Here is a 19814-nt window from a genome sequence, read left to right as displayed (position 1 = left end):
GTCCCGCGCGAGATCGTCGCCCTGTCGGGTGAACCTGAGTGGACCACCTACTGACCGGCGGGCGCAGGCCTGCCGGAAGGCGAAAGCAGGGACGCTCATGGCGACTTTGTGCAGACCTTCGGTGTCGGTCCCGGAGCACGTGATCACGATGGAGGAGACGCTGGAACTGGCGCGCTCCCGCCACGAGGACCACCCCCAACTGCCTCTGGCCCTGAGGCTGATCGAGAACACCGGCGTACGCACACGGCACATCGTGCAGCCCATCGAGGAGACCCTGAAGCACCCCGGCTTCCAGGAGCGCAACAAGCTCTACGAGGCCGAGGCGAAGGCCCGGGTCCCCGCGGTGATCCAGCGTGCGCTCGACGACGCCGAACTCCTGACCTCGGACATCGACGTCATCATCTACGTCTCGTGCACGGGCTTCATGATGCCCTCGCTCACGGCGTGGCTGATCAACGAGATGGACTTCGACACCACCACCCGCCAGCTCCCCATAGCCCAGCTGGGCTGTGCGGCCGGCGGCGCGGCGATCAACCGGGCCCACGACTTCTGCACGGCCTACCCGCACGCCAACGCGCTCATCGTGGCCTGCGAGTTCTGCTCGCTGTGCTACCAGCCGACCGACCTCGGGATCGGCTCGCTGCTCTCCAACGGCCTCTTCGGCGACGGCATCGCCGCCGCCGTGGTGCGCGGCCGGGGCGGCACGGGCGTCCACCTGGAGCGCAACGGCTCGTACCTGATCCCGAAGACCGAGGAGTGGATCGCGTACGACGTCCGGGCGACCGGCTTCCACTTCCTGCTGGACAAGCGGGTGCCGGCGACCATGGAGCCGCTCGCCCCGGCGCTGAAGGACCTGGCCGGCACGCACGGCTGGGACGCGTCCGACCTGGACTTCTACATCATCCACGCGGGCGGGCCCCGAATACTCGACGACCTGAGCAAGTTCCTCCAGGTCGATCCGCGCGCGTTCCGGTTCAGCCGGGCCACGCTGACCGAGTACGGCAACATCGCTAGCGCCGTCGTCCTGGACGCGCTGCGCCGGCTGTTCGACGAGGGCGGCGCCGAGGACCGGGCACGCGGACTGCTCGCCGGGTTCGGTCCGGGCATCACGGCCGAGATGACGGTGGGCCGCTGGACCACCGGGGACGGAGCGAAACGATGACCGACGAGACCATTGTCGAGATCCTGCCCCCGGTCCGGCACTGGCCGGCGCTCGACCTGGCCGGCACGGACTTCGACCCGGTGCTGACCGAGCTGATGCGCGAGGGCCCGATCACCCGCATTCAGCTGGCCAACGGCGAGGGCTGGGCGTGGCTGGTGACCCGGTACGACGACGTGCGCATGGTCGCCAACGACCCCCGCTTCAGCCGTGCGGTGGTCATGGACAAGCCGGTCACCCGGCTCGCCCCGCACTTCATCCCCGACCGGGGCGCGGTCGGCTTCCTGGACCCGCCCGACCACACCCGGCTGCGCCGCTCGGTGGCCGCCGCGTTCACCGCGAAGGGCGTGGAACGCGTCCGGGAGAAGGCGCGCGGGATGCTGGACGAGCTGGTGGACGAGCTCCTCCAGGACGGTCCGCCCGCCGACCTCACGGCGACGGTCCTCAGCCCGTTCCCCATCGCGGTGATCTGCGAGCTGATGGGCGTGCCGGCCGCCGACCGGCACGTCATGCACACCTGGACCCAGCTGATCCTGTCCTCCTCGCACGGCAAGGACGTCAGCGAGAAGGCCAAGCGCGAGATGAGCGCCTACTTCTCGGACCTGATCGGGCGGCGCGCGGACAGCACGGACGAGGACGTCACCTCGCTGCTCGGCGCCGCCGTGGGCAGCGGCGAGGTCACCCTGGACGAGGCGACCGGCCTCGCGGTCCTGCTCCAGATCGGCGGCGAGGCGGTCACCAACAACAGCGGGCAGATGTTCTACCTGCTGCTGACCCGCCCCGACCTGACCGCACGGCTGCGCGACGAGCCGGAGATCCGCCCGAAGGCGATCGACGAACTCCTGCGCTACATCCCGCACCGCAGCGCGGTCGGTCTCTCCCGGATCGCCCTGGAGGACGTGGGGATCAGCGGCGTACGCATCCGGGCCGGCGACGCGGTCTACGTCTCCTACCTGGCCGCCAACCGCGACCCGGACGTCTTTCCCGACCCGGAGCGGATCGACTTCTCCCGCAGTCCCAACCCGCACGTGTCCTTCGGCTTCGGTCCGCACTTCTGCCCGGGCAACATGCTGGCCCGGCTGGAGTCGGAACTCCTGGTCGACGCCCTGCTGGACCGGGTGCCGCGGCTGCGACTGGCCGTGCCGCCCGGCCAAGTGCCCTTCAGGAAGGGCGCGTTGATCCGGGGGCCCGAGGCCCTGCCGGTGGCCTGGTGAGCTGGCGATGACGACCGAGGGACTGCTCGTACCGCCCGGTCACGGCCGCATCGTCGAGACACCGGCCCAGCGTGTGACGTACAAGGTCACCGGCCTGCAGTCGCGGATGGCCTCCACGTTCGAGGTGGAGGTCCCGCCGGGTTTCGACGTCGGCGCCCATGTGCACACGCGCAGCGAGGAGTTGTTCTACGTCCTCGAAGGCGAGCTGGACGTGCTCGCCTTCGAGCCGCGCATCCGTACACCGGACAACTGGCAGCGCTGGGAGTCGAGTTCGGGCAACCGCGTGGTCCGCGCGACACCGGGCACGCTGATCGTCGTGCCCCCGGGCTGCCCGCACGCCTTCGCCAACCCGACGGAGACACCGACGAGGATGTTCTTCCAGGCGTTTCCGCCGCCCGACCACGAGCGCTACTTCGAGGAGCTGCTGGAGATCCTGGGGGCCGGGGGGCCACCCGATCAGGCGGCGATCGAGGAGCTGCGGGCCAAGTACGACATCCAGCAGCTCACGCCGCTGAGACATCGCTGACCCGCGCCGCTACCGGATCGGCATCCCGGCCAGCGTACGAGCGATGACGAGCCGCTGGATCTCGCTCGTGCCCTCGAAGATGGTGTAGATCGCGCTGTCCCGGTGCATCCGCTCGACCGGGTACTCCCGGGTGTACCCGTTGCCGCCCAGGATCTGGATGGCCTGCGCGGTGACCTTCTTCGCGGTCTCACTCGCGTACAGCTTGGACATCGACCCCTCGGCCGCGGTGAACGGCTTCCCGTTGACCGCCATCCAGGAGGCGCGCCACACGAGGAGACGGGCCGCGTCGACCTGCGTGCGCATGTCAGCGAGCTGGAAGGCCACGCCCTGGTTGTCGATGATCGGCCGACCGAACTGCTCGCGGGTCTTGGCGTAGTCGAGGGCGACCTCGTACGCGGCGCGGGCGGTGCCGACCGCCATCGCGCCCACCGCCGGCCGCGAGGCCTCGAAGGTGGCCATCGCCGCGTTCTTCACCCTCTCCCCGCCGCCGGCCTTGGCCTTCTCACGGGCGCGGGCGAGCCGCTCGTCCAGCTTCTCCTTGCCGCCGAGCAGGCAGGAGCCGGGGACGCGGACGTTGTCGAGGATGACCTCGGCGGTGTGCGAGGCGCGGATGCCGTGCTTCTTGAACTTCTGGCCCTGGGCGAGGCCCGGCGTGCCCGGCGGGATGATGAAGGAGGCGTGCCCCTTGGAGCCCAGGTCCGGGTCGACGGCGGCGACGACGACGTGGACGCTCGCGATGCCGCCGTTGGTCGCCCAGGTCTTCGTGCCGTTGATCACCCACTCGTCCTTGGCCTCGTCGTACACGGCACGCGTGCGCATGGAGGCCACGTCGGAGCCGGCGTCGGGCTCGGAGGAGCAGAACGCGGCGACCTTGACGTCGTTCACGTCGCCGTACATCTGGGGGATCCAGGTGCCGATCTGCTCCTCGGTGCCGTTGGCGAGCACGCCCACGGCGGCGAGGCCGGTGCCGACGATGGAGAGCGCGATGCCGGCGTCACCCCAGAACAGCTCCTCCATGGCCATCGGTATGCCGAGGCCGGTGGGGTCGAAGTACTGCTGCGCGTAGAAGTCGAGGGAGTAGATGCCGACCTTGGCGGCCTCCTGGATGACCGGCCAGGGAGTCTCCTCGCGCTCGTCCCACTCGGCGGCGGCGGGACGGATCACATCGGCGGCGAAGCCATGGAGCCAGTCCCGGACCTCCTTCTGTTCGTCGTTCAGCTCCATGGTGAACTCGGCCATGTCCCCTCCAGCGGCGGCAGTACAGTGTTACTAGCGGTAACCCGAGTGTGTTACTGACCGGTAGGAAAAGTCAACTCCCGAGGACCCCTCGGCAGCCCGTTCGATGCCAGGGGGCCGGTCAGTGTTACTTTGCGCGTGCGTCACCGAATCAGCACGGGTGGGGAGAGCACATGAACACCACACAGCGGACCGACCAGCAGCGGTCCGCCGAACGCCGACGGCGCGAGCTGCTGGAGGCCGCCGACCGGGTGGTGCTGCGCGACGGCCCGCAGGCGTCGATGAACGCGATCGCCGCAGAGGCCGGCATCACCAAGCCGATCCTTTACCGGCACTTCGGGGACAAGGGCGGCCTTTACGCGGCCTTGGCCAAGCGGCACACGGACGCCTTGCTGGACTCGCTGCGCGCGGCTCTGGACGCGCCGGCCGACCGGCGGGAGCGCGTGGAGTCCACCCTGGACACCTACCTCGCGGCGATCGAGGCCCGGCCCCAGGTCTACCGGTTCCTGATGCATCCGGCGGAGGGGTCCCAGACCGAGCAGGGCTTCAACGTCGGCATGCACACCGCGCCGCTGCTCCGCAGGATGGGCGAGGAGCTGGCCCAGGTCATCGAGGAGCGGGTCGACCTGGGGCCGGGCAGCCAGCAGCTGGCCCGCGTGTGGGGCCATGGCATCGTCGGCATGATGCACGCGGCCGGGGACTGGTGGCTGGGTGAACGCCCTTGCCCCCGGGCCGAGTTGGTCAAGTCCCTCGCCGATCTGCTGTGGGGGCGGCTCGCGGCGGCCGGGGAGCGGGTGGGCGGCCCGGGGTTCTGACTCTCAGCGGCGCCAGGAAGCCCGGTCGATCTGCCTGTGCAGCCTGCGCTTGCGCCACCCCGCAAGGTGGTCGGCGTACACCGTGCCGTCCAGGTGGTCGCACTCGTGCTGGAGGCACCGGGCGAAGAACCCGGTGCCGTGGACGGTGACCGGCTCCCCCGTCATCGTCACGCCCTCGACCACCGCATGGTCGTACCGTTCGGTGCCCGCCTCAAGGCCCGGCAGGGAGAGGCAGCCCTCCGGGCCGCGGATCACCACACCGTCCGCCTCCACGAGGCGGGGGTTCACCACATGTCCGAGGTGCCGCACGTCCTCGTCGTCCGGGCAGTCGTACACGAACACGCGCAGCGGCACCCCGATCTGATTCGCGGCCAGCCCCACCCCGCGCGCCGCGTACATCGTGGCGAACAGGTCCTCCACGAGCGCCGCCAGGTCGCTGCCGAAATCGGTTACTTCCCGGCATTGTTCGCGCAGTGGGGCGTCGCCGAGCAGGGTGAGAGGCCGGACGCGCCCGCGGGCGCCCGCAATGGAACCGTGTCGCATGGGCGCAAGGGTACGGTTCCCTCGGCACACGACCGCCGCGCAGGCTGGGCCGGGATTCGGGTGTGCGATCGGATCTCGATAGGCTGAGGCACAACCACGTTGCCGGATGGCCCCAGGCGCGGCGCGTACGCAAGGAGGATCGAGAACTGATGGCAGGCAACTCGGACCCGCTCAACGCGCGGGCCAAGCTGGCCGTGACCGCCGGCAAGGCGGTAGCTGCGGCATCGCGCGCAGCGGGACGCGGCAGCGGGTCGGTGATCGGCGGCCGGGTCGCGCTGAAACTCGACCCCGATCTGCTCGCCCGGCTCGCGCAGAACCTGGACGTCGTCCTGGTCTCCGCCACCAACGGCAAGACCACGACCACCCGGCTCATCGCGGAGGCGCTGCGCGCCGCGGGCCCGGTGGTGTCGAACGCGCTCGGCGCCAACATGCCGGCCGGTATCACCTCCGCGCTCGCGGGCGGCTCGGAGGCGAAGTTCGGCGTCATAGAGGTCGACGAGAAGTACCTGGCCGGTGTGGCCCGGGACACCGACCCGAAGTGCATCGCCCTGCTCAACCTCTCCCGCGACCAGCTCGACCGCGCCGCCGAGACCCGGATGCTCGCGGAGAACTGGCGCGAGGGCCTGGCCGGCTCCAAGGCCGTCGTCGTCGCCAACTGCGACGACCCGCTGGTGGTGTGGGCCGCCTCGTCCTCCCCGAATGTGATCTGGGTCGCGGCCGGGCAGATGTGGAAGGACGACGCCTGGTCCTGCCCGTCGTGCGGCGGCGTCATGCAGCGCCCCGGCGAGGACTGGTTCTGCGGTGAGTGCGGCTTCCGCCGGCCGACGCCGACCTGGGCGCTGTCCGGGGACCACGTCCTCGACCCGCACGGCTCCGCCTGGCCGATCCATCTGCAGCTGCCGGGACGCGCCAACAAGGCGAACGCGGCCAGCTCCGCGGCCGTCGCCGCCGTCTTCGGGGTGCCGCCGCAGGTCGCCCTGGAGCGGATGTACCAGGTCCAGGCCGTCGCCGGACGCTACGACGTCGTCCAGTTCGAGGGCCGTGACCTGCGGCTGCTGCTGGCCAAGAACCCGGCCGGCTGGCTGGAGACGTTCTCCCTGATCGACCCGCCGCCCACCCCGGTGATCCTCTCCGTGAACGCGCGCGGTGCCGACGGCACCGACACCTCCTGGCTGTGGGACGTCGACTACACGCGGCTGACCGGCCACCCGATCTTCGTCATCGGTGACCGCAAGCTGGACCTCGCCGTCCGTCTGGAGGTCGCGAACCAGCACTTCCAGGTCTGCGAGAACCTCGACGAGGCCGTCCAGATGGCCCCGCCCGGACGCATCGAGGTCATCGCGAACTACACCGCGTTCCAGGACCTGCGCCGCCGCGTCGGCAACTGATCTTCGAAGGGCGATCAATCACCTCATGAGCGACAACCAACTGCGGCTGGTGTGGATCTACCCGGACCTGCTGAGCACCTACGGCGACCAGGGCAACGCGCTCGTCGTGGAGCGCCGGGCCCGGCAGCGCGGCCTGGACGTGGCCCGGCTGGACGTGCGCAGCGACCAGCCGATCCCGACCTCCGGTGACATCTACCTCATCGGCGGCGGCGAGGACCGCCCGCAGCGGCTCGCGGCCGAGCGGCTGCGGCGCGACGGCCATCTGCACCGCGCGGTGGAGAACGGCGCGATCGTCTTCTCCGTCTGCGCCGGCTACCAGATCCTCGGCCACGAGTTCATCAACGACCTCGGCCAGCGCGAGCCGGGCCTCGGCCTGCTCGACGTGGTGTCGGTGCGCGGCGAGGGCGAGCGGTGCGTCGGCGACGTCCTCGCGGACATCGACCCGCGGCTCGGCCTGCCCCAGCTCACCGGCTTCGAGAACCACCAGGGCGTCACCCACCTCGGCTCCACCGCCCGCCCCTTCGCCCAGGTCCGCATGGGCCGGGGCAACGGCACCGGGGACGGCACGGAGGGCGCGTACAACGGGACGGTCTTCGGCACGTACATGCACGGGCCGGTCCTCGCCCGGAACCCGCTGATCGCCGACCTGCTGCTGAAGCTGGCGCTCGACGTGAACGCGCTGCCGCCGATCGACGACCGCTGGTACGAGGCGCTGCGCGACGAGCGCATCGCGGCTGCTCAGCAGTCCGCGTAAGCGTTTTTCCAGAGGTACTGGAGGGGTGCTGAAGCGCCCTTCCAGTGCCTTCCGGCAGGCTCGTGGCGGGCCCGCCTGACGGGCCGTCCGCTCACATGTGCGGGCGCGTCCAGCAGGCGGACGCCCGCTACGGAGCCACCCCCTCGCGCCGGTAGGGTGAGCGGGAATCCGCCGGACGACGTGGTCCGGTCTTCCGGCCCACGTTGAGAAGGTATTTCGGGCTATGCGCATTGGTGTCCTCACGTCCGGCGGCGACTGCCCCGGCCTGAACGCCGTCATCCGGTCCGTCGTGCACCGTGCCGTGGCCGACCACGGCGACGAGGTCATCGGCTTCCGGGACGGCTGGAAGGGCCTCCTGGAATGCGACTACACGAAGCTCGACCTGGATGCCGTGGGCGGCATCCTGGCGCGCGGCGGCACCATCCTCGGCTCCTCCCGGGTCCAGCCCTCGCACCTGCGGGACGGGGTTGAACGGGCCAAGGGCCATGTCGAGGAGCTGGGCCTGGACGCGATCATCCCGATCGGCGGCGAGGGCACACTGAAGGCGGCCCGGCTGATGTCGGACAACGGCCTGCCCGTCGTCGGCGTCCCGAAGACCATCGACAACGACATCGCTGTCACGGACGTCACGTTCGGCTTCGACACGGCGGTGGGCGTCGCCACCGAGGCGCTGGACCGGCTGAAGACCACCGCCGAGTCCCACCAGCGGGTGCTGGTCGTGGAGGTCATGGGCCGGCACACCGGCTGGATCGCGCTGCACTCCGGCATGGCGGCGGGCGCCCACGCCATCGTCGTACCGGAACGGCCCTTCGACATCGAGGAGTTGACGAGGCGGGTCGGCGAGCGGTTCGAGGCGGGCAAGCGGTTCGCCATCGTGGTCGCCGCCGAGGGCGCCAAGCCGCGCCCCGGCTCCATGGAGTTCGACGAGGGCGGCAAGGACATCTACGGCCATGAGCGCTTCGCGGGCATCGCCCGGCAGCTGTCGGTCGAGCTGGAGCACCGCCTCGGCAAGGAGGCGCGGCCGGTGATCCTGGGACACGTCCAGCGGGGCGGCACGCCGACGGCGTACGACCGGGTGCTGGCCACGCGCTTCGGGTGGCACGCGGTGGAGGCCGTGCACCGCGGGGAGTTCGGGATGATGACGGCCCTGCGCGGGACCGACATCGTCATGGTGTCGCTGGCCGAGGCGGTGGAGACCCTGAAGACGGTTCCCGCCCAGCGGTACGACGAGGCGGAGTGCGTGCTGTAGTTCCTACGAGAACAACCCGCCCCCGGTCACGGCCGTGGCCGGGGGCGGTTCTACTCTTGGGGGCGGACAGAAACCGTACAACCCCCACGAATCAGGAGCCGCCGGATGGATCACAGCGGGCACGGCATGACGATGGATCTGCCGCCGTTCACGCTGGGGCGGGGGCTCGAGTGGTCCGCCGACCCCTTCTTCCTCGTCGCCTGCCTGCTGGGGCTCGGCCTGTACGGGTGGGGGGTCGTGCGGCTGCGGCAGCGCGGGGACGCGTGGCCGGTGGGCCGCACCGTGTCGTACGTCACCGGCGTGCTGACCATCGGGCTGGTGATGTGCACCAAGCTGAACGACTACGGGATGGTCATGTTCAGCGTGCACATGGTGCAGCACATGGTGATCAGCATGCTGTCGCCGATCCTGATCCTGCTGGGCGCCCCGGTCACGCTGGCGCTGCGCGCGCTGCCGGCCGCGGGCAAGGGCCGCAAGGGGCTGCGTGAGCTGCTGCTGGCGCTGTTGCACAGCCGCTACATGCGGTTCGTCACGCACCCGGGGTTCACGATCCCGATGTTCATCGCGAGCCTGTACGCGCTGTACTTCACCCCGCTGTTCGACTTCCTGATGGGCTCGAAGGCCGGGCACGTCGCGATGATGGTGCACTTCCTCGCGGTCGGTGTCGCCTTCTTCTGGCCGATCATCGGCGTCGACCCGGGTCCGCGCCGGCCGGGTCATCTGATGCGGATGCTGGAGCTGTTCGCGGGCATGCCGTTCCACGCGTTCTTCGGCATCGCGCTGATGATGGCGTCGACGCCGATGGTGGAGACGTTCAAGAACCCGCCGGCCTCGCTCGGCATCGAGGCTCTGTCCGACCAGAGCGCGGCCGGCGGCATCGCCTGGGCCTTCAGCGAGATCCCGTCCGTACTGGTGCTGATCGCGCTGCTGTTCCAGTGGTACGGCTCCGAACAGCGGCAGGCCAAGCGCAAGGACCGCGCCGCCGACCGGGACGGCGACAAGGAGCTGGAGGCGTACAACGCCTACCTGGCCTCGCTGAGCACGCACGAGAACTAGCTCGCTCAACAGGCGCGGGGCACCATGGTGGAGGACGAACCACGAGGAGGGTGTCGCGATGCCCGGTTCCACGCACGGTTCCACCAAGGCGATGGGGGCGATGACGGTCGGCGGGCTCGTCGTCGTCACGGCCTACACCGTCGCGCTCGGCAGCAACGGGTGGCTCTGGTTCGGCTGGGTGGTGCTGGGGCTGCTGACCCTCGCCATGGTTCTCACGCAGCCGTAGAAGACCCCGCCATCCTGTCGTGAACGCCCTGCTGCGGGCAGGGCTTACAGTGCCCGCATGAACAGCAGGACCCCCTCGTTCGACGACCTCGACCGGAAGATCATCACCGCGTTGATGGCGAACGCCCGGACCAGTTTCGCCGAGATCGGCGCGGCCATCGGGCTGTCGTCCACCGCGGTCAAGCGGCGCGTGGACCGGCTCCGGGAGACCGGTGTGATCACCGGGTTCACGGCGACGGTCAAGCCGTCGGCGCTCGGCTGGCGCACGGAGGCGTACGTCGAGGTGTACTGCGAGGGGGCCGCCCCGCCGCGGCGCCTGGCGGAGGTCGTGCGCAACCATCCGGAGATCACGGCAGCCATGACGGTGACCGGCGGCGCCGACGCGCTGCTGCATGTGCGGGCGCGGGACGTGGAGCACTTCGAGGAGGTGCTGGAGCGGATCCGTGTCGAGCCGTTCATCCGGAAGACGATCAGCGTCATGGTGCTGTCCCACCTGCTCCCGGAGAGTCCCGAAGCGGGCGCCACCCTCGCCGCACCGGAGTGATCGGGTTCTAAACCTCGACCTACGCAGTGATCATGCGTTCTGCCTGATGAGAACGCAGTGATGCTGCGTATGCGCGCAGCTTTCGTTCCTTGTCGATCCTCTGTTTCGGTTTCTACCGTTGGTGCCACCCCTCAGTGACACACAGGAACCGGAGGAGACCCTCTGTGCCCGACAGCCGTGTGGCGCGCGCTCGGCGCTTCCTCGTCTGCGAACCCAGACACTTCGCCGTGCAGTACGCGATCAACCCCTGGATGCATCCCGACACACCCGTCGACGTGGATCTGGCCCAGGAGCAGTGGCAGGAACTGATCCGCGTCTACCGGGCCCACGGCCACACCGTCGAGACGGTCGATCCGGTCCCGGGCCTGCCCGACATGGTCTTCGCCGCGAACGCGGCGTTCGTGGTCGGCGGCCGGGTCTTCGGCTCCCTGTTCCACGCGCCGGAGCGGCGCCCCGAGTCGGACCACTACGACACCTGGTTCAAGGCGGCGGGCTACGCCGTCCACCGCCCGGAGTCGACCTCCGAGGGCGAGGGCGACCTGGTGTGGACGGGCCGGTACGTGCTGGCCGGCACCGGCTTCCGCACCACCCGCGAGGCGCACCGGGAGGTGCAGGAGTTCCTCGGCCACCCGGTGATCGGCCTGACGCTGGTGGACCCGTACTTCTACCACCTCGACACGGCGCTGTTCGTCCTCGACGACGACAACATCGCGTACTACCCGGAGGCGTTCTCGCCGGGCAGTCGGGAGGTGCTGGAGCGCCTGTACCCGGACGCGGTGCTCGCCACCCGCGACGACGCGATGACGTTCGGCCTGAACTCCGTCTCCGACGGCCGGCACGTCTTCATCGCCCCCCAGGCCGAGGCGCTGGCCGAGCGCCTCACCGACCACGGTTACGTCCCCGTCCCCGTCGACCTGTCCGAGTTCCACAAGGCCGGCGGAGGCATCAAGTGCTGCACCCAGGAGATCCGCTCATGACCGCGCCCGCCCGCACCCGTTCGTCCGCCGACCTGATCCGGGCGGAGGAGCCGGTCCTCGCGCACAACTACCACCCGCTGCCCGTGGTCGTGGCCGGCGCCGAGGGCACCTGGGTGGAGGACGTCGAGGGCCGCCGCTACCTCGACATGCTGGCCGGCTACTCGGCGCTCAACTTCGGCCACCGGCACCCGGCGCTGATCGAGGCCGCGCACCGCCAGCTCGACCGGCTCACCCTCACCTCGCGCGCCTTCCACAACGACCGGCTCGCCGAGTTCGCCGAGCGGCTCGCGGCGCTGACCGGCCTCGACATGGTGCTGCCGATGAACACCGGCGCCGAGGCGGTGGAGAGCGGCATCAAGGTGGCCCGCAAGTGGGCGTACGACGTGAAGGGCGTCCCCGCCGACCAGGCGACGATCGTCGTGGCGGCGGAGAACTTCCACGGCCGTACGACGACGATCGTCAGCTTCTCCACGGACGAGACCGCCCGCACCGGCTTCGGCCCGTTCACCCCCGGCTTCCGGATCGTGCCGTACAACGACCTGGCCGCGCTGGAGGAGGCGGTCGACGAGACGACGGCGGCGGTGCTGATCGAGCCCATCCAGGGCGAGGCGGGCGTCATCATCCCGGACGACGGCTACCTCGCCGGGGTGCGCGAGCTGACCCGCCGCAAGGGCTGCCTGTTCATCGCGGACGAGATCCAGTCCGGCCTCGGGCGCACCGGCCGCACCCTCGCCGTCGAGCACGAGGACGTCGTCCCGGACGTGCTGCTGCTCGGCAAGGCGCTGGGCGGCGGCATCGTGCCGGTGTCGGCGGTGGTGGGCCGGCGCGAGGTGCTGGGCGTGCTGCACCCGGGCGAGCACGGCTCCACGTTCGGCGGCAACCCGCTCGCGGCGGCGGTCGGCACGGCGGTGGTCGAGCTGCTGGAGACCGGCGAGTTCCAGCGCCGGGCGGCCGAGCTGGGCGAGATCCTGCGGGACGGGCTGGCCCAGCTGGTGGGCCGGGGCGTGACCGGCTTCCGTGCGCGCGGGCTGTGGGCGGGCGTCGACGTAGACCCGGCCCTCGGCACCGGGCGGGAGATCAGCGAGCGCCTGATGCGGGAGGGGATCCTCGCCAAGGACACCCACGGATCCACGATCCGGCTGGCGCCCCCGCTGACCATCACGGCCGAGGAACTGCGCTCCGCGCTGGGCGCGCTGGAGAAGGTGCTGGGCGAGTAGGACAACAGCGAGGGGCCGACCAGCCGGGTGGGCCCCTCGCTGTTGTGCCGGTGCGCCGCGCCCGTGCGGATGGCCTGGTCATGCGGGCCGGACTGCGACTTAATGTCAGGTGACGTCGCGGTTGAGCCGGAGTGAGGAGCGACCCCTTGTTCTACTACCTGCTCAAGTACGTGCTGCTGGGCCCCCTGCTCAGGCTGGTCTTCCGGCCCCGGATCGAAGGGCTGGAGAACGTACCGGAGTCGGGAGCGGCGATCGTCGCGGGCAACCATCTGTCCTTCTCCGACCACTTCCTGATGCCGGCGATCCTGAAACGCCGGATCACCTTCCTGGCCAAGGCGGAGTACTTCACCGGTCCGGGCCTCAAGGGCCGGCTCACCGCGTTCTTCTTCCGCAGCGCCGGGCAGATCCCGGTGGACCGCTCCGGCAAGGAGGCGGGCCAGGCGGCGATCCGCGAGGGGCTCGGCGTGCTGAGCAAGGGCGAGCTGCTGGGCATCTACCCGGAGGGCACCCGCTCGCACGACGGCCGGCTCTACAAGGGCAAGGTCGGCGTGGCCGTCATGGCGCTGAAGGCCGGGGTGCCGGTCGTGCCCTGTGCCATGATCGGCACGTTCGAGGCGCAGCCGCCCGGCAAGGTGATTCCGCACCTCCACCCCGTCGCCATCCGCTTCGGCAAGCCGCTCGACTTCTCCCGCTACGCGGGCATGGAGCACGAGAAGGCCGTCCTGCGGGCCATCACCGACGAGATCATGTACGCGATCCTGTCGCTGTCCGAGCAGGAGTACGTCGACGAGTACGCGGCCGTCGTCAAGGCGGAGCAGGCGGCGGCAGCGAAGGCCGAGAAGGGCCGCAAGTTCCCCCGGGCGCCGCTCAGCTGACGGCACGGCAAAGGGGCGGCCGGAGGTTCCGGCCGCCCCTTGTCGCCGTAGTGGAGCGGTTACGGCTTGGGCGTCGCGTGCGGCGCGCAGGTCACGTCGGAGCTGTCCAGCTTGCCGTCGATCAGGTAGGCGTCCACCCGGCTGTTGATGCACGGGTTGACCAGGCCGGTCACACCGTGGGAGCCCGCGTCCCTCTCGGTGATCAGGCGGGAGCCCTGGAAGCGGTTGTGCAGTTCGACGGCTCCCTGGTAGGGGGTCGCCGCGTCGCGCGTGGACTGCACGATCATCACCGGCGGCAGGCCGCGGTGGGTCCGGACGTCCGTCGGGGTCAGCTGCCTGGTCGGCCAGGTGGCGCAGGGCAGGTTCATCCAGGCGTTGGCCCAGGTCATGAACGGGTAGTCCTTGTTGAGCCGGGTGTTGTCCCGGTCCCACCTGTCCCAGCTGGTGGGCCACTTGGCGTCGGCGCACTCGACGGCGGTGTAGACGGCGTTGCCGTTCTCCGCGCTGATGTTGCCGGCCGTGTCCGACATGTCGGGGGCTGCGGCGTCGACGAGCGCCTGCGTGTCACCGGCGACGTACTTGCTGAAGACCGACGCGACCGGCACCCACGAGGAGTCGTAGTACGGGGCGCTCTGGAAGAAGGAGATCAGCTCGGCCGGGCCGACGACCCCGCCGATGGGGTTCTTCTTCGCGGTGGCGCGCAGTTCCAGCCACTTGGCCTGCACCGCGTCCCGCGTGGTGCCGAGGTGGAAGGCGGCGTCGTTCGCGGCGACCCAGTCCTCCCAGTCCTTCCAGCGGCCCTCGAAGGCGACGTCCTGCTCCAGGTTGGCCTGGTACCAGATGTTCTCGCGCGCGGGGTTGACCACGCTGTCGACGACCATGCGGCGCAGGTGGCCCGGGAAGAGGGTGCCGTAGACGGCGCCGAGGTAGGTGCCGTAGGAGACGCCGAGGTAGTTGAGCTTCTTCTCGCCCAGCGCGGCGCGGATGACATCCAGGTCGCGGGCGGTGTTCCGCGTGGTCATGTACGGCAGCATCTCGCCGCTGCGCTCGGCGCAGCCCTCGGCGTACGCGCGGGCGAGCCCCCGCTGCGCGGTCTTGTCCGCCTCGGTGTCGGGCACCGGGTCGGCCTTGGGCGCCTTGACGAACTCCTGCGGGTCGACGCAGGAGATGGGCGCGGAGTGGCCGACACCACGCGGGTCGAAGCCCACGAAGTCGTAGGCCTTGGAAACGTTCGCCCAGATCGGGTTCTTGGTGGTGACCCGGCGCGGGAAGCGCAGGCCGGAGCCGCCGGGACCGCCCGGGTTGTAGACGAGGGCGCCCTGGCGCTCCTGCGGGGTCCCGGTGTTGCCGATGTGGTCGACGGCGAGCTTGATCTGCTTTCCGTACGGATGCGCGTAGTCGAGCGGCACGCTGACCCAGCCGCACTGGATGGGCTTCTCCAGCCCCCAGTCGGCGGCGCAGTCCTGCCAGTCGATGCCGGCCTTGGCGGCACGGGCGGCGGCGATCTCGGCGCCCACGGCCTCGCGGTCGCGTGCCGGGCGGCTGTCGGCGCTGGCCGCGGGCGCCGACACCGCGCCGGCTATCAGAGTCGCCGTGACAAGCGCTCCGGCGGAACCGAGCGCGAGCAGACGGCCTTTCGGTCGGTTGTCCCTCAAGTTGGCCCTCCCCCTGTGTCTTTGAGTGGTCAGGCCGGGATCCTCCCGGCTGCGGACCGTCGAAGAACAGGGGTCGAAGCCCATCTTTACCAATCCGATAAACGGATGATCACGTCTCGCTGAGCGGAGTGCCGGCCTTTTGGGCTGAACGGAGCACCCGCCCTCACGCCAGCAGCGTCAGCGCTTCGTCCAGCAGTCGCCGCAGCCTGAGCGCGTCGGGGGCCACGGCGCTGACGAGGACGGCGGGCCCGGCGAGCGGCACCAGTGCGGCGCACTCCCCCAGTATCCGGGCGGCCACCGGCTGCTGGGCGAACTCGGGGCGTACGACCACGAGTTGACCGACCGATCGGTGCCCGGCGAGCACGGCGGGCCCGTCCCAGCCGCCCGGTGCCCCGGGCCCGCAGGACAGCTCCTGGTCCAGCACGGTCCGGCCCGCGATCCGTACGGTGAGCCGGCTGGTGAGCCGCCCGGGCTCCTCCCCCACCCGCCCGAGCACCTGCTCCTCGCGCAGCACGAGCCGTGCGCCGGCGCCGAGTTCGGCCCGGGTGGTGACGTACAGATCGCTGCCTCCGGCCGCGATCAGCTGCTCGGGCAGCCAGTGCAGCTCGGCGCCGTCGGCCACGTCGAGCCGTACGTCGTAGCGCGCCTCACCCTTCGCCTGGCCCGGCAGCGCGATGGTGGCGGCGGCCGACCCCACGTGCAGCCGGGCGCCCTCCTCCACGCTCGCCTGTACGGAGAAGCGGTCACCACCGAGCGGCCCGCTCATCGCGCCGACGACCATCACGCGCGCCTCGCCGCCGCTCCCCCTGGTCCGGCGGAGCGCGAGCGGGCCCTCGCCGTCCAGCACGGGCAGGGCCGTGCCGCCGCGTCCGTCGGCGCGGGCGACGATCCGCGCCTGCGCCCGGATCCCGGTCACCGCGGTCATGACGCCCACGCGGCGAGCCGCTCCCGCACCCACACGGCCACGTCCGCGACGCCGTCCCCGCCCCGCAACGACTGGAGGACGACCGGGAGTTCGGCCCGCTGTGCCTTCGCGTCGGCGGCCATGCGGGCGAGGTCGGAGCCGACGTACGGCGCGAGGTCGGTCTTGTTGACGACGAGCAGGTCGGCGGTGGTGACACCGGGCCCGCCCTTGCGCGGGATGTCGTCACCGCCGGCCACGTCGATGACGAAGATCTGCGCGTCCACGAGCCCCTTGGAGAAGGTCGCGGTGAGATTGTCCCCGCCCGACTCGACGAGGATCAGGTCCAGCGGCCCGACGGCCTCCTCCAGGTCCTCCACGGCTTCGAGGTTGGCGGAGATGTCGTCGCGGATCGCGGTGTGCGGGCAGGCCCCGGTCTCCACGGCCGTGATCCGCTCGGGCGGCAGCACGGCCTCCCGGAGCAGGAACTCGGCGTCTTCGCGGGTGTAGATGTCATTGGTGACGACGGCGAGGGACAGTTCGTCGCGCAACGCCCGGCACAGCGCGGCGACGGTCGCGGTCTTCCCGGACCCCACGGGCCCACCGAGCCCGATACGCAGGGCACGGCGCGAGCCGTCAGGGCGGTGCGCGTCGGCACTGAGGGCGGCGGGGCCGGGGTGGGTGTGATCGAGGTGCATACGGCGGCTCCAATTTCCAGCCGAGTCCGGCTGATTCCACGGGTAGGGGCGGCGGGGGCGAAACCCGCTAGGACGCGAACAACCGCACGGGCCAGGACGCATGCCACTCCGCCCCGGCCTCCAGCAACGGCCCGGACGCCGCAGGCAACGCATCGACACCCTCGTCGAGCACCCTGCCCGCCGCCTCCACCGCCGAGTCCGCAACGCGGTCCAACTCCGGCGCCAGCCGCGCCAGTACACCGGTCGCATCGAACGGATCAAGGCTCAGCAACCGCACCGTCGCAGTCGCCGGCCCGCTCACACTCTCGTACGCCGCGCAGTACGCGGCGTCCAGCGGCCCCAGTCCGGCCGCCCGAGCGGCAAGCCCCAGCACCACTGGTTGATGGGCCCCTTTGGGAAACTCCCGGGCCAGCGCGTCGAGTTCGGCGGACGGCCAGCTCGCCCGAGCGGCCCGCAGCAGCTGCCGGCCGAGCCTGCGTGCAGTGCCCCGCAGTGCGGGTGACGGCGTACGCGCGTCGGCGGCGGCGTCCAACTCCCGGGGTTCCACGCCGAGTACGGCGGCAGCCGCAAGCGCGCCCGCGACCAGCCCGGTGGTGTGCAGCCGCCCCCGGCAGAAGTCCTCCAGGCTCGCGGCGCAGGTGATCCGGCCCGCCTTGACGGCGGCCTCCGCCCCGCCGGAGTGCGCGTGCCCTCCGGCGGGGAAGCGGCCGTCGGCCAGGACGAGAAGTGCTGCCCGTACCATCACGACGCCATCAGAAGAGGAAGTAGCGCTGGGCCATGGGCAGTTCGGCGGCCGGTGTCGCCTCGACCAGCTCCCCGTCGATGTGCACGGCGAAGCTGTCGGGGTCGATCCGTACGTCGGGCCGGGCGTCGTTCTCGCGCATGTCGGCCTTGGTGACCCGACGCGTCGACTCGATCGCCGCGAACCGCTTGCCGAGCCGGAGCCGCTCCGGCAGCCCGTCCTCGATCGCCAAGGGGGCCACGAAGTTGACCGAGTTGGCGGCCGGGGCCCGGCCGATCGCCCCGTACATCGGGCGCGGCAGGATCGGCTGCGGGGTGGGGATGGAAGCGTTGGCGTCGCCCATCTGCGCGTACGCGATCTGCCCGCCCTTGAGTACGAGGAGCGGCTTGACCCCGAAGAACGCGGGCTCCCACAACACCAGGTCGGCGAGCTTGCCGGTCTCGACGGAGCCGATCTCGGCGGCGAGGCCCTGGGCGAGCGCGGGGTTGATCGTGTACTTGGCGACATAGCGGCGTACGCGGTGGTTGTCCGCGCGACCGTCGCCCGGCAGCGCGCCCCGCCGCCGCTTCATCACATGCGCGGTCTGCCAGGTCCGCAGTATCACCTCGCCCACCCGCCCCATGGCCTGGGAGTCGGAGGAGATGATCGAGATCGCGCCGAGGTCGTGGAGGATGTCCTCCGCGCCGATGGTGGACGGCCGGATCCGGGACTCGGCGAACGCCAGGTCCTCCGGGACCGCCGGGTTGAGGTGGTGGCACACCATCAGCATGTCGAGGTGTTCCTCGGCGGTGTTGACGGTGAACGGCCGGGTCGGGTTGGTCGAGCTGGGCAGCACGTGCGGCTCGGAGACCACGCTCATGATGTCCGGTGCGTGCCCGCCGCCCGCGCCCTCGGTGTGGTACGCGTGGATGCCCCGGCCCGCGACGGCGGCGAGGGTGTCGCCGACGAACCCGGCCTCGTTCAGCGTGTCCGTGTGGATGGCGACCTGGATGCCGGTGCGGTCGGCGACGGTGAGCGCGGCGTCGATGACGGCCGGGGTGGAGCCCCAGTCCTCGTGCAGCTTCAGGCCCGCCGCGCCGCCGCGGATCTGGGAGAGCATCGCCTCGTGGGAGACGGTGTTGCCCTTGCCCAGGAAGCCGACGTTGACCGGGTAGGCCTCCATCGCCTCGAACATCCGCGCAAGATGCCAGGGACCGGGTGTCACGGTCGTCGCCTTGGAGCCCTCGGCGGGTCCGGTGCCGCCGCCGACCAGGGTGGTGACGCCGGAGGCGAGCGCCTCGTCGGCGATCTGCGGGCAGATGAAGTGGACGTGCGCGTCGACGGCACCGGCGGTCAGGATCCGCCCGTTGCCCGCGACGACCTCGGTCTCCGGGCCGATGACCAGGTCGGGGTGTACGCCGTCCATGGTGTCGGGGTTGCCGGCCTTGCCGATGCCGGTGATCCGGCCGTCCCGGATGCCGACGTCGGCCTTGACGACACCCCAGTGGTCGACGATGACGACCCCGGTGATGACGGTGTCCGGGGTGCCGTCGGCCCGGGTGGCCCGGGACTGGCCCATGGACTCGCGGATGACCTTGCCGCCACCGAAGACCGCCTCGTCCCCGGCCTGCCCGGGGCCGCCGGAGCGGTCCTCCTCGATCTCGATCAGCAGGTCGGTGTCGGCGAGCCGGATGCGGTCGCCGGTGGTGGGCCCGAACAGGTCGGCGTACGCGCCGCGGGAGATCTCAGGCATCGAGGGCGCCTCCGGTCTCCCCGCGCAGCCCCGGCACGATCCGGGCGCCGGCGATGGGCACGAGTTCGACGGCGACGGGGATGCCGGGTTCGAAGCGCACGGCGGTGCCGGCGGCGATGTTCAGCCGCTTGCCGCGGGCGGCGGCACGGTCGAACTCCAGGCCGGGGTTGGCCTCGGCGAAGTGGTAGTGGGAGCCGACCTGGACGGGGCGGTCGGCGGCGTTGAGGACGGTGAGGGGCGTGACCTCGCGGCCCTCGTTGCAGACGATCGGGTCGTCCGCGAAGAGGATCTCTCCGGGAATCATCGCG

General features: G+C 71.0%; 21 protein-coding genes. 13 read left to right on the top strand and 8 right to left on the bottom strand.

Annotated features, from left to right (window positions below; translation table 11 throughout):
• Positions 1-28 precede the first annotated feature (28 nt).
• Genes ACWD3E_RS19180 through ACWD3E_RS19170 form a run of 3 tightly spaced genes read left to right on the top strand, consistent with a single transcriptional unit; the run spans position 29 to position 2899 of the window.
• Positions 29-1162: a type III polyketide synthase gene (locus ACWD3E_RS19180; RefSeq protein ID WP_451388733.1), complete on the top strand. Its 1134-nt coding sequence runs from the start codon at positions 29-31 to the stop codon at positions 1160-1162.
• Positions 1159-2373 (top strand): cytochrome P450, encoded by a 1215-nt coding sequence (locus ACWD3E_RS19175; RefSeq protein WP_451388732.1) that lies wholly within the window; start codon positions 1159-1161, stop codon positions 2371-2373. The genes ACWD3E_RS19180 and ACWD3E_RS19175 overlap by 4 nt, the downstream gene beginning before the upstream one ends.
• Positions 2374-2380: 7 nt before the next feature.
• Positions 2381-2899: a cupin domain-containing protein gene (locus ACWD3E_RS19170; protein WP_451388731.1), complete on the top strand. Its 519-nt coding sequence runs from the start codon at positions 2381-2383 to the stop codon at positions 2897-2899.
• A 9-nt stretch (positions 2900-2908) separates the two neighbouring features.
• On the opposite strand, the gene ACWD3E_RS19165 is transcribed toward ACWD3E_RS19170, so the two are convergent.
• Positions 2909-4138 (bottom strand): acyl-CoA dehydrogenase family protein, encoded by a 1230-nt coding sequence (locus tag ACWD3E_RS19165; RefSeq protein ID WP_451388730.1) that lies wholly within the window; start codon positions 4136-4138, stop codon positions 2909-2911.
• Positions 4139-4308: 170 nt separating this feature from the next.
• Between ACWD3E_RS19165 and ACWD3E_RS19160 the strand changes: the two genes are divergently transcribed.
• Entirely contained in the window at positions 4309-4950 is a 642-nt protein-coding gene (locus ACWD3E_RS19160; RefSeq protein ID WP_451352219.1) for a TetR family transcriptional regulator, read from the top strand.
• 3 nt (positions 4951-4953) lie between these two features.
• Here the strand turns inward: ACWD3E_RS19160 and def are convergent, their stop codons facing one another.
• On the bottom strand, positions 4954-5493 hold the full coding sequence (gene def / locus ACWD3E_RS19155; RefSeq protein ID WP_451388729.1) for a peptide deformylase: 540 nt from the start codon (positions 5491-5493) through the stop codon (positions 4954-4956).
• A 149-nt stretch (positions 5494-5642) separates the two neighbouring features.
• On the opposite strand from def, the gene ACWD3E_RS19150 reads away from it, so the two are divergent.
• The 9 genes from ACWD3E_RS19150 (at position 5643) to ACWD3E_RS19110 (ending at position 13778) form a co-directional block, all read left to right on the top strand.
• On the top strand, positions 5643-6881 hold the full coding sequence (locus tag ACWD3E_RS19150) for a MurT ligase domain-containing protein (protein ID WP_451388728.1): 1239 nt from the start codon (positions 5643-5645) through the stop codon (positions 6879-6881).
• 25 nt (positions 6882-6906) lie between these two features.
• Positions 6907-7635 (top strand): type 1 glutamine amidotransferase, encoded by a 729-nt coding sequence (locus tag ACWD3E_RS19145; RefSeq protein WP_451388727.1) that lies wholly within the window; start codon positions 6907-6909, stop codon positions 7633-7635.
• Positions 7636-7858: 223 nt separating this feature from the next.
• A complete protein-coding gene (locus tag ACWD3E_RS19140) occupies positions 7859-8884 on the top strand; it encodes a 6-phosphofructokinase (RefSeq protein ID WP_451352215.1) in 1026 nt (341 codons plus the stop codon).
• A 105-nt stretch (positions 8885-8989) separates the two neighbouring features.
• Entirely contained in the window at positions 8990-9940 is a 951-nt protein-coding gene (locus ACWD3E_RS19135) for a cytochrome c oxidase assembly protein (protein WP_451388726.1), read from the top strand.
• A 58-nt stretch (positions 9941-9998) separates the two neighbouring features.
• Complete coding sequence (locus tag ACWD3E_RS19130; protein WP_451388725.1) at positions 9999-10166, top strand: hypothetical protein; 168 nt, start codon at positions 9999-10001, stop codon at positions 10164-10166.
• A 57-nt stretch (positions 10167-10223) separates the two neighbouring features.
• A complete protein-coding gene (locus tag ACWD3E_RS19125) occupies positions 10224-10709 on the top strand; it encodes an Lrp/AsnC family transcriptional regulator (RefSeq protein ID WP_451388724.1) in 486 nt (161 codons plus the stop codon).
• Positions 10710-10873: 164 nt separating this feature from the next.
• Positions 10874-11686, top strand: coding sequence for a dimethylargininase (gene ddaH / locus ACWD3E_RS19120; RefSeq protein ID WP_451352211.1), 813 nt, complete (start codon positions 10874-10876; stop codon positions 11684-11686).
• Positions 11683-12903, top strand: a complete 1221-nt coding sequence (rocD, locus tag ACWD3E_RS19115; protein WP_451388723.1) for an ornithine--oxo-acid transaminase — start codon at positions 11683-11685, stop codon at positions 12901-12903. The genes ddaH and rocD overlap by 4 nt, the downstream gene beginning before the upstream one ends.
• 146 nt (positions 12904-13049) lie before the next feature.
• Entirely contained in the window at positions 13050-13778 is a 729-nt protein-coding gene (locus tag ACWD3E_RS19110; RefSeq protein ID WP_451388722.1) for a lysophospholipid acyltransferase family protein, read from the top strand.
• Between the two features lie 59 nt (positions 13779-13837).
• Here the strand turns inward: ACWD3E_RS19110 and ACWD3E_RS19105 are convergent, their stop codons facing one another.
• From ACWD3E_RS19105 to ACWD3E_RS19080, 6 genes are all read right to left on the bottom strand, one after another.
• Complete coding sequence (locus tag ACWD3E_RS19105; RefSeq protein WP_451388721.1) at positions 13838-15433, bottom strand: alpha/beta hydrolase; 1596 nt, start codon at positions 15431-15433, stop codon at positions 13838-13840.
• Between the two features lie 163 nt (positions 15434-15596).
• Positions 15597-16358 carry an urease accessory protein UreD gene (locus tag ACWD3E_RS19100; RefSeq protein ID WP_451388987.1) on the bottom strand — a complete coding sequence of 254 codons (762 nt, stop codon included), beginning with the start codon at positions 16356-16358 and terminating at the stop codon, positions 15597-15599.
• Positions 16355-17032 (bottom strand): urease accessory protein UreG, encoded by a 678-nt coding sequence (ureG, locus tag ACWD3E_RS19095; RefSeq protein WP_451388720.1) that lies wholly within the window; start codon positions 17030-17032, stop codon positions 16355-16357. Before ureG ends, ACWD3E_RS19100 begins: the two co-directional genes overlap by 4 nt.
• 67 nt (positions 17033-17099) lie before the next feature.
• Positions 17100-17774, bottom strand: coding sequence for an urease accessory protein UreF (locus tag ACWD3E_RS19090; RefSeq protein WP_451388986.1), 675 nt, complete (start codon positions 17772-17774; stop codon positions 17100-17102).
• Between the two features lie 10 nt (positions 17775-17784).
• A complete protein-coding gene (locus ACWD3E_RS19085; protein WP_451388719.1) occupies positions 17785-19506 on the bottom strand; it encodes an urease subunit alpha in 1722 nt (573 codons plus the stop codon).
• A complete protein-coding gene (locus ACWD3E_RS19080; RefSeq protein ID WP_451352204.1) occupies positions 19499-19810 on the bottom strand; it encodes an urease subunit beta in 312 nt (103 codons plus the stop codon). The genes ACWD3E_RS19085 and ACWD3E_RS19080 overlap by 8 nt, the downstream gene beginning before the upstream one ends.
• Positions 19811-19814: the final 4 nt, after the last annotated feature.

It is taken from the genome of Streptomyces sp. NPDC002676 (assembly GCF_053592455.1).
This window is presented reverse-complemented; position numbering and strand designations above follow the sequence as displayed.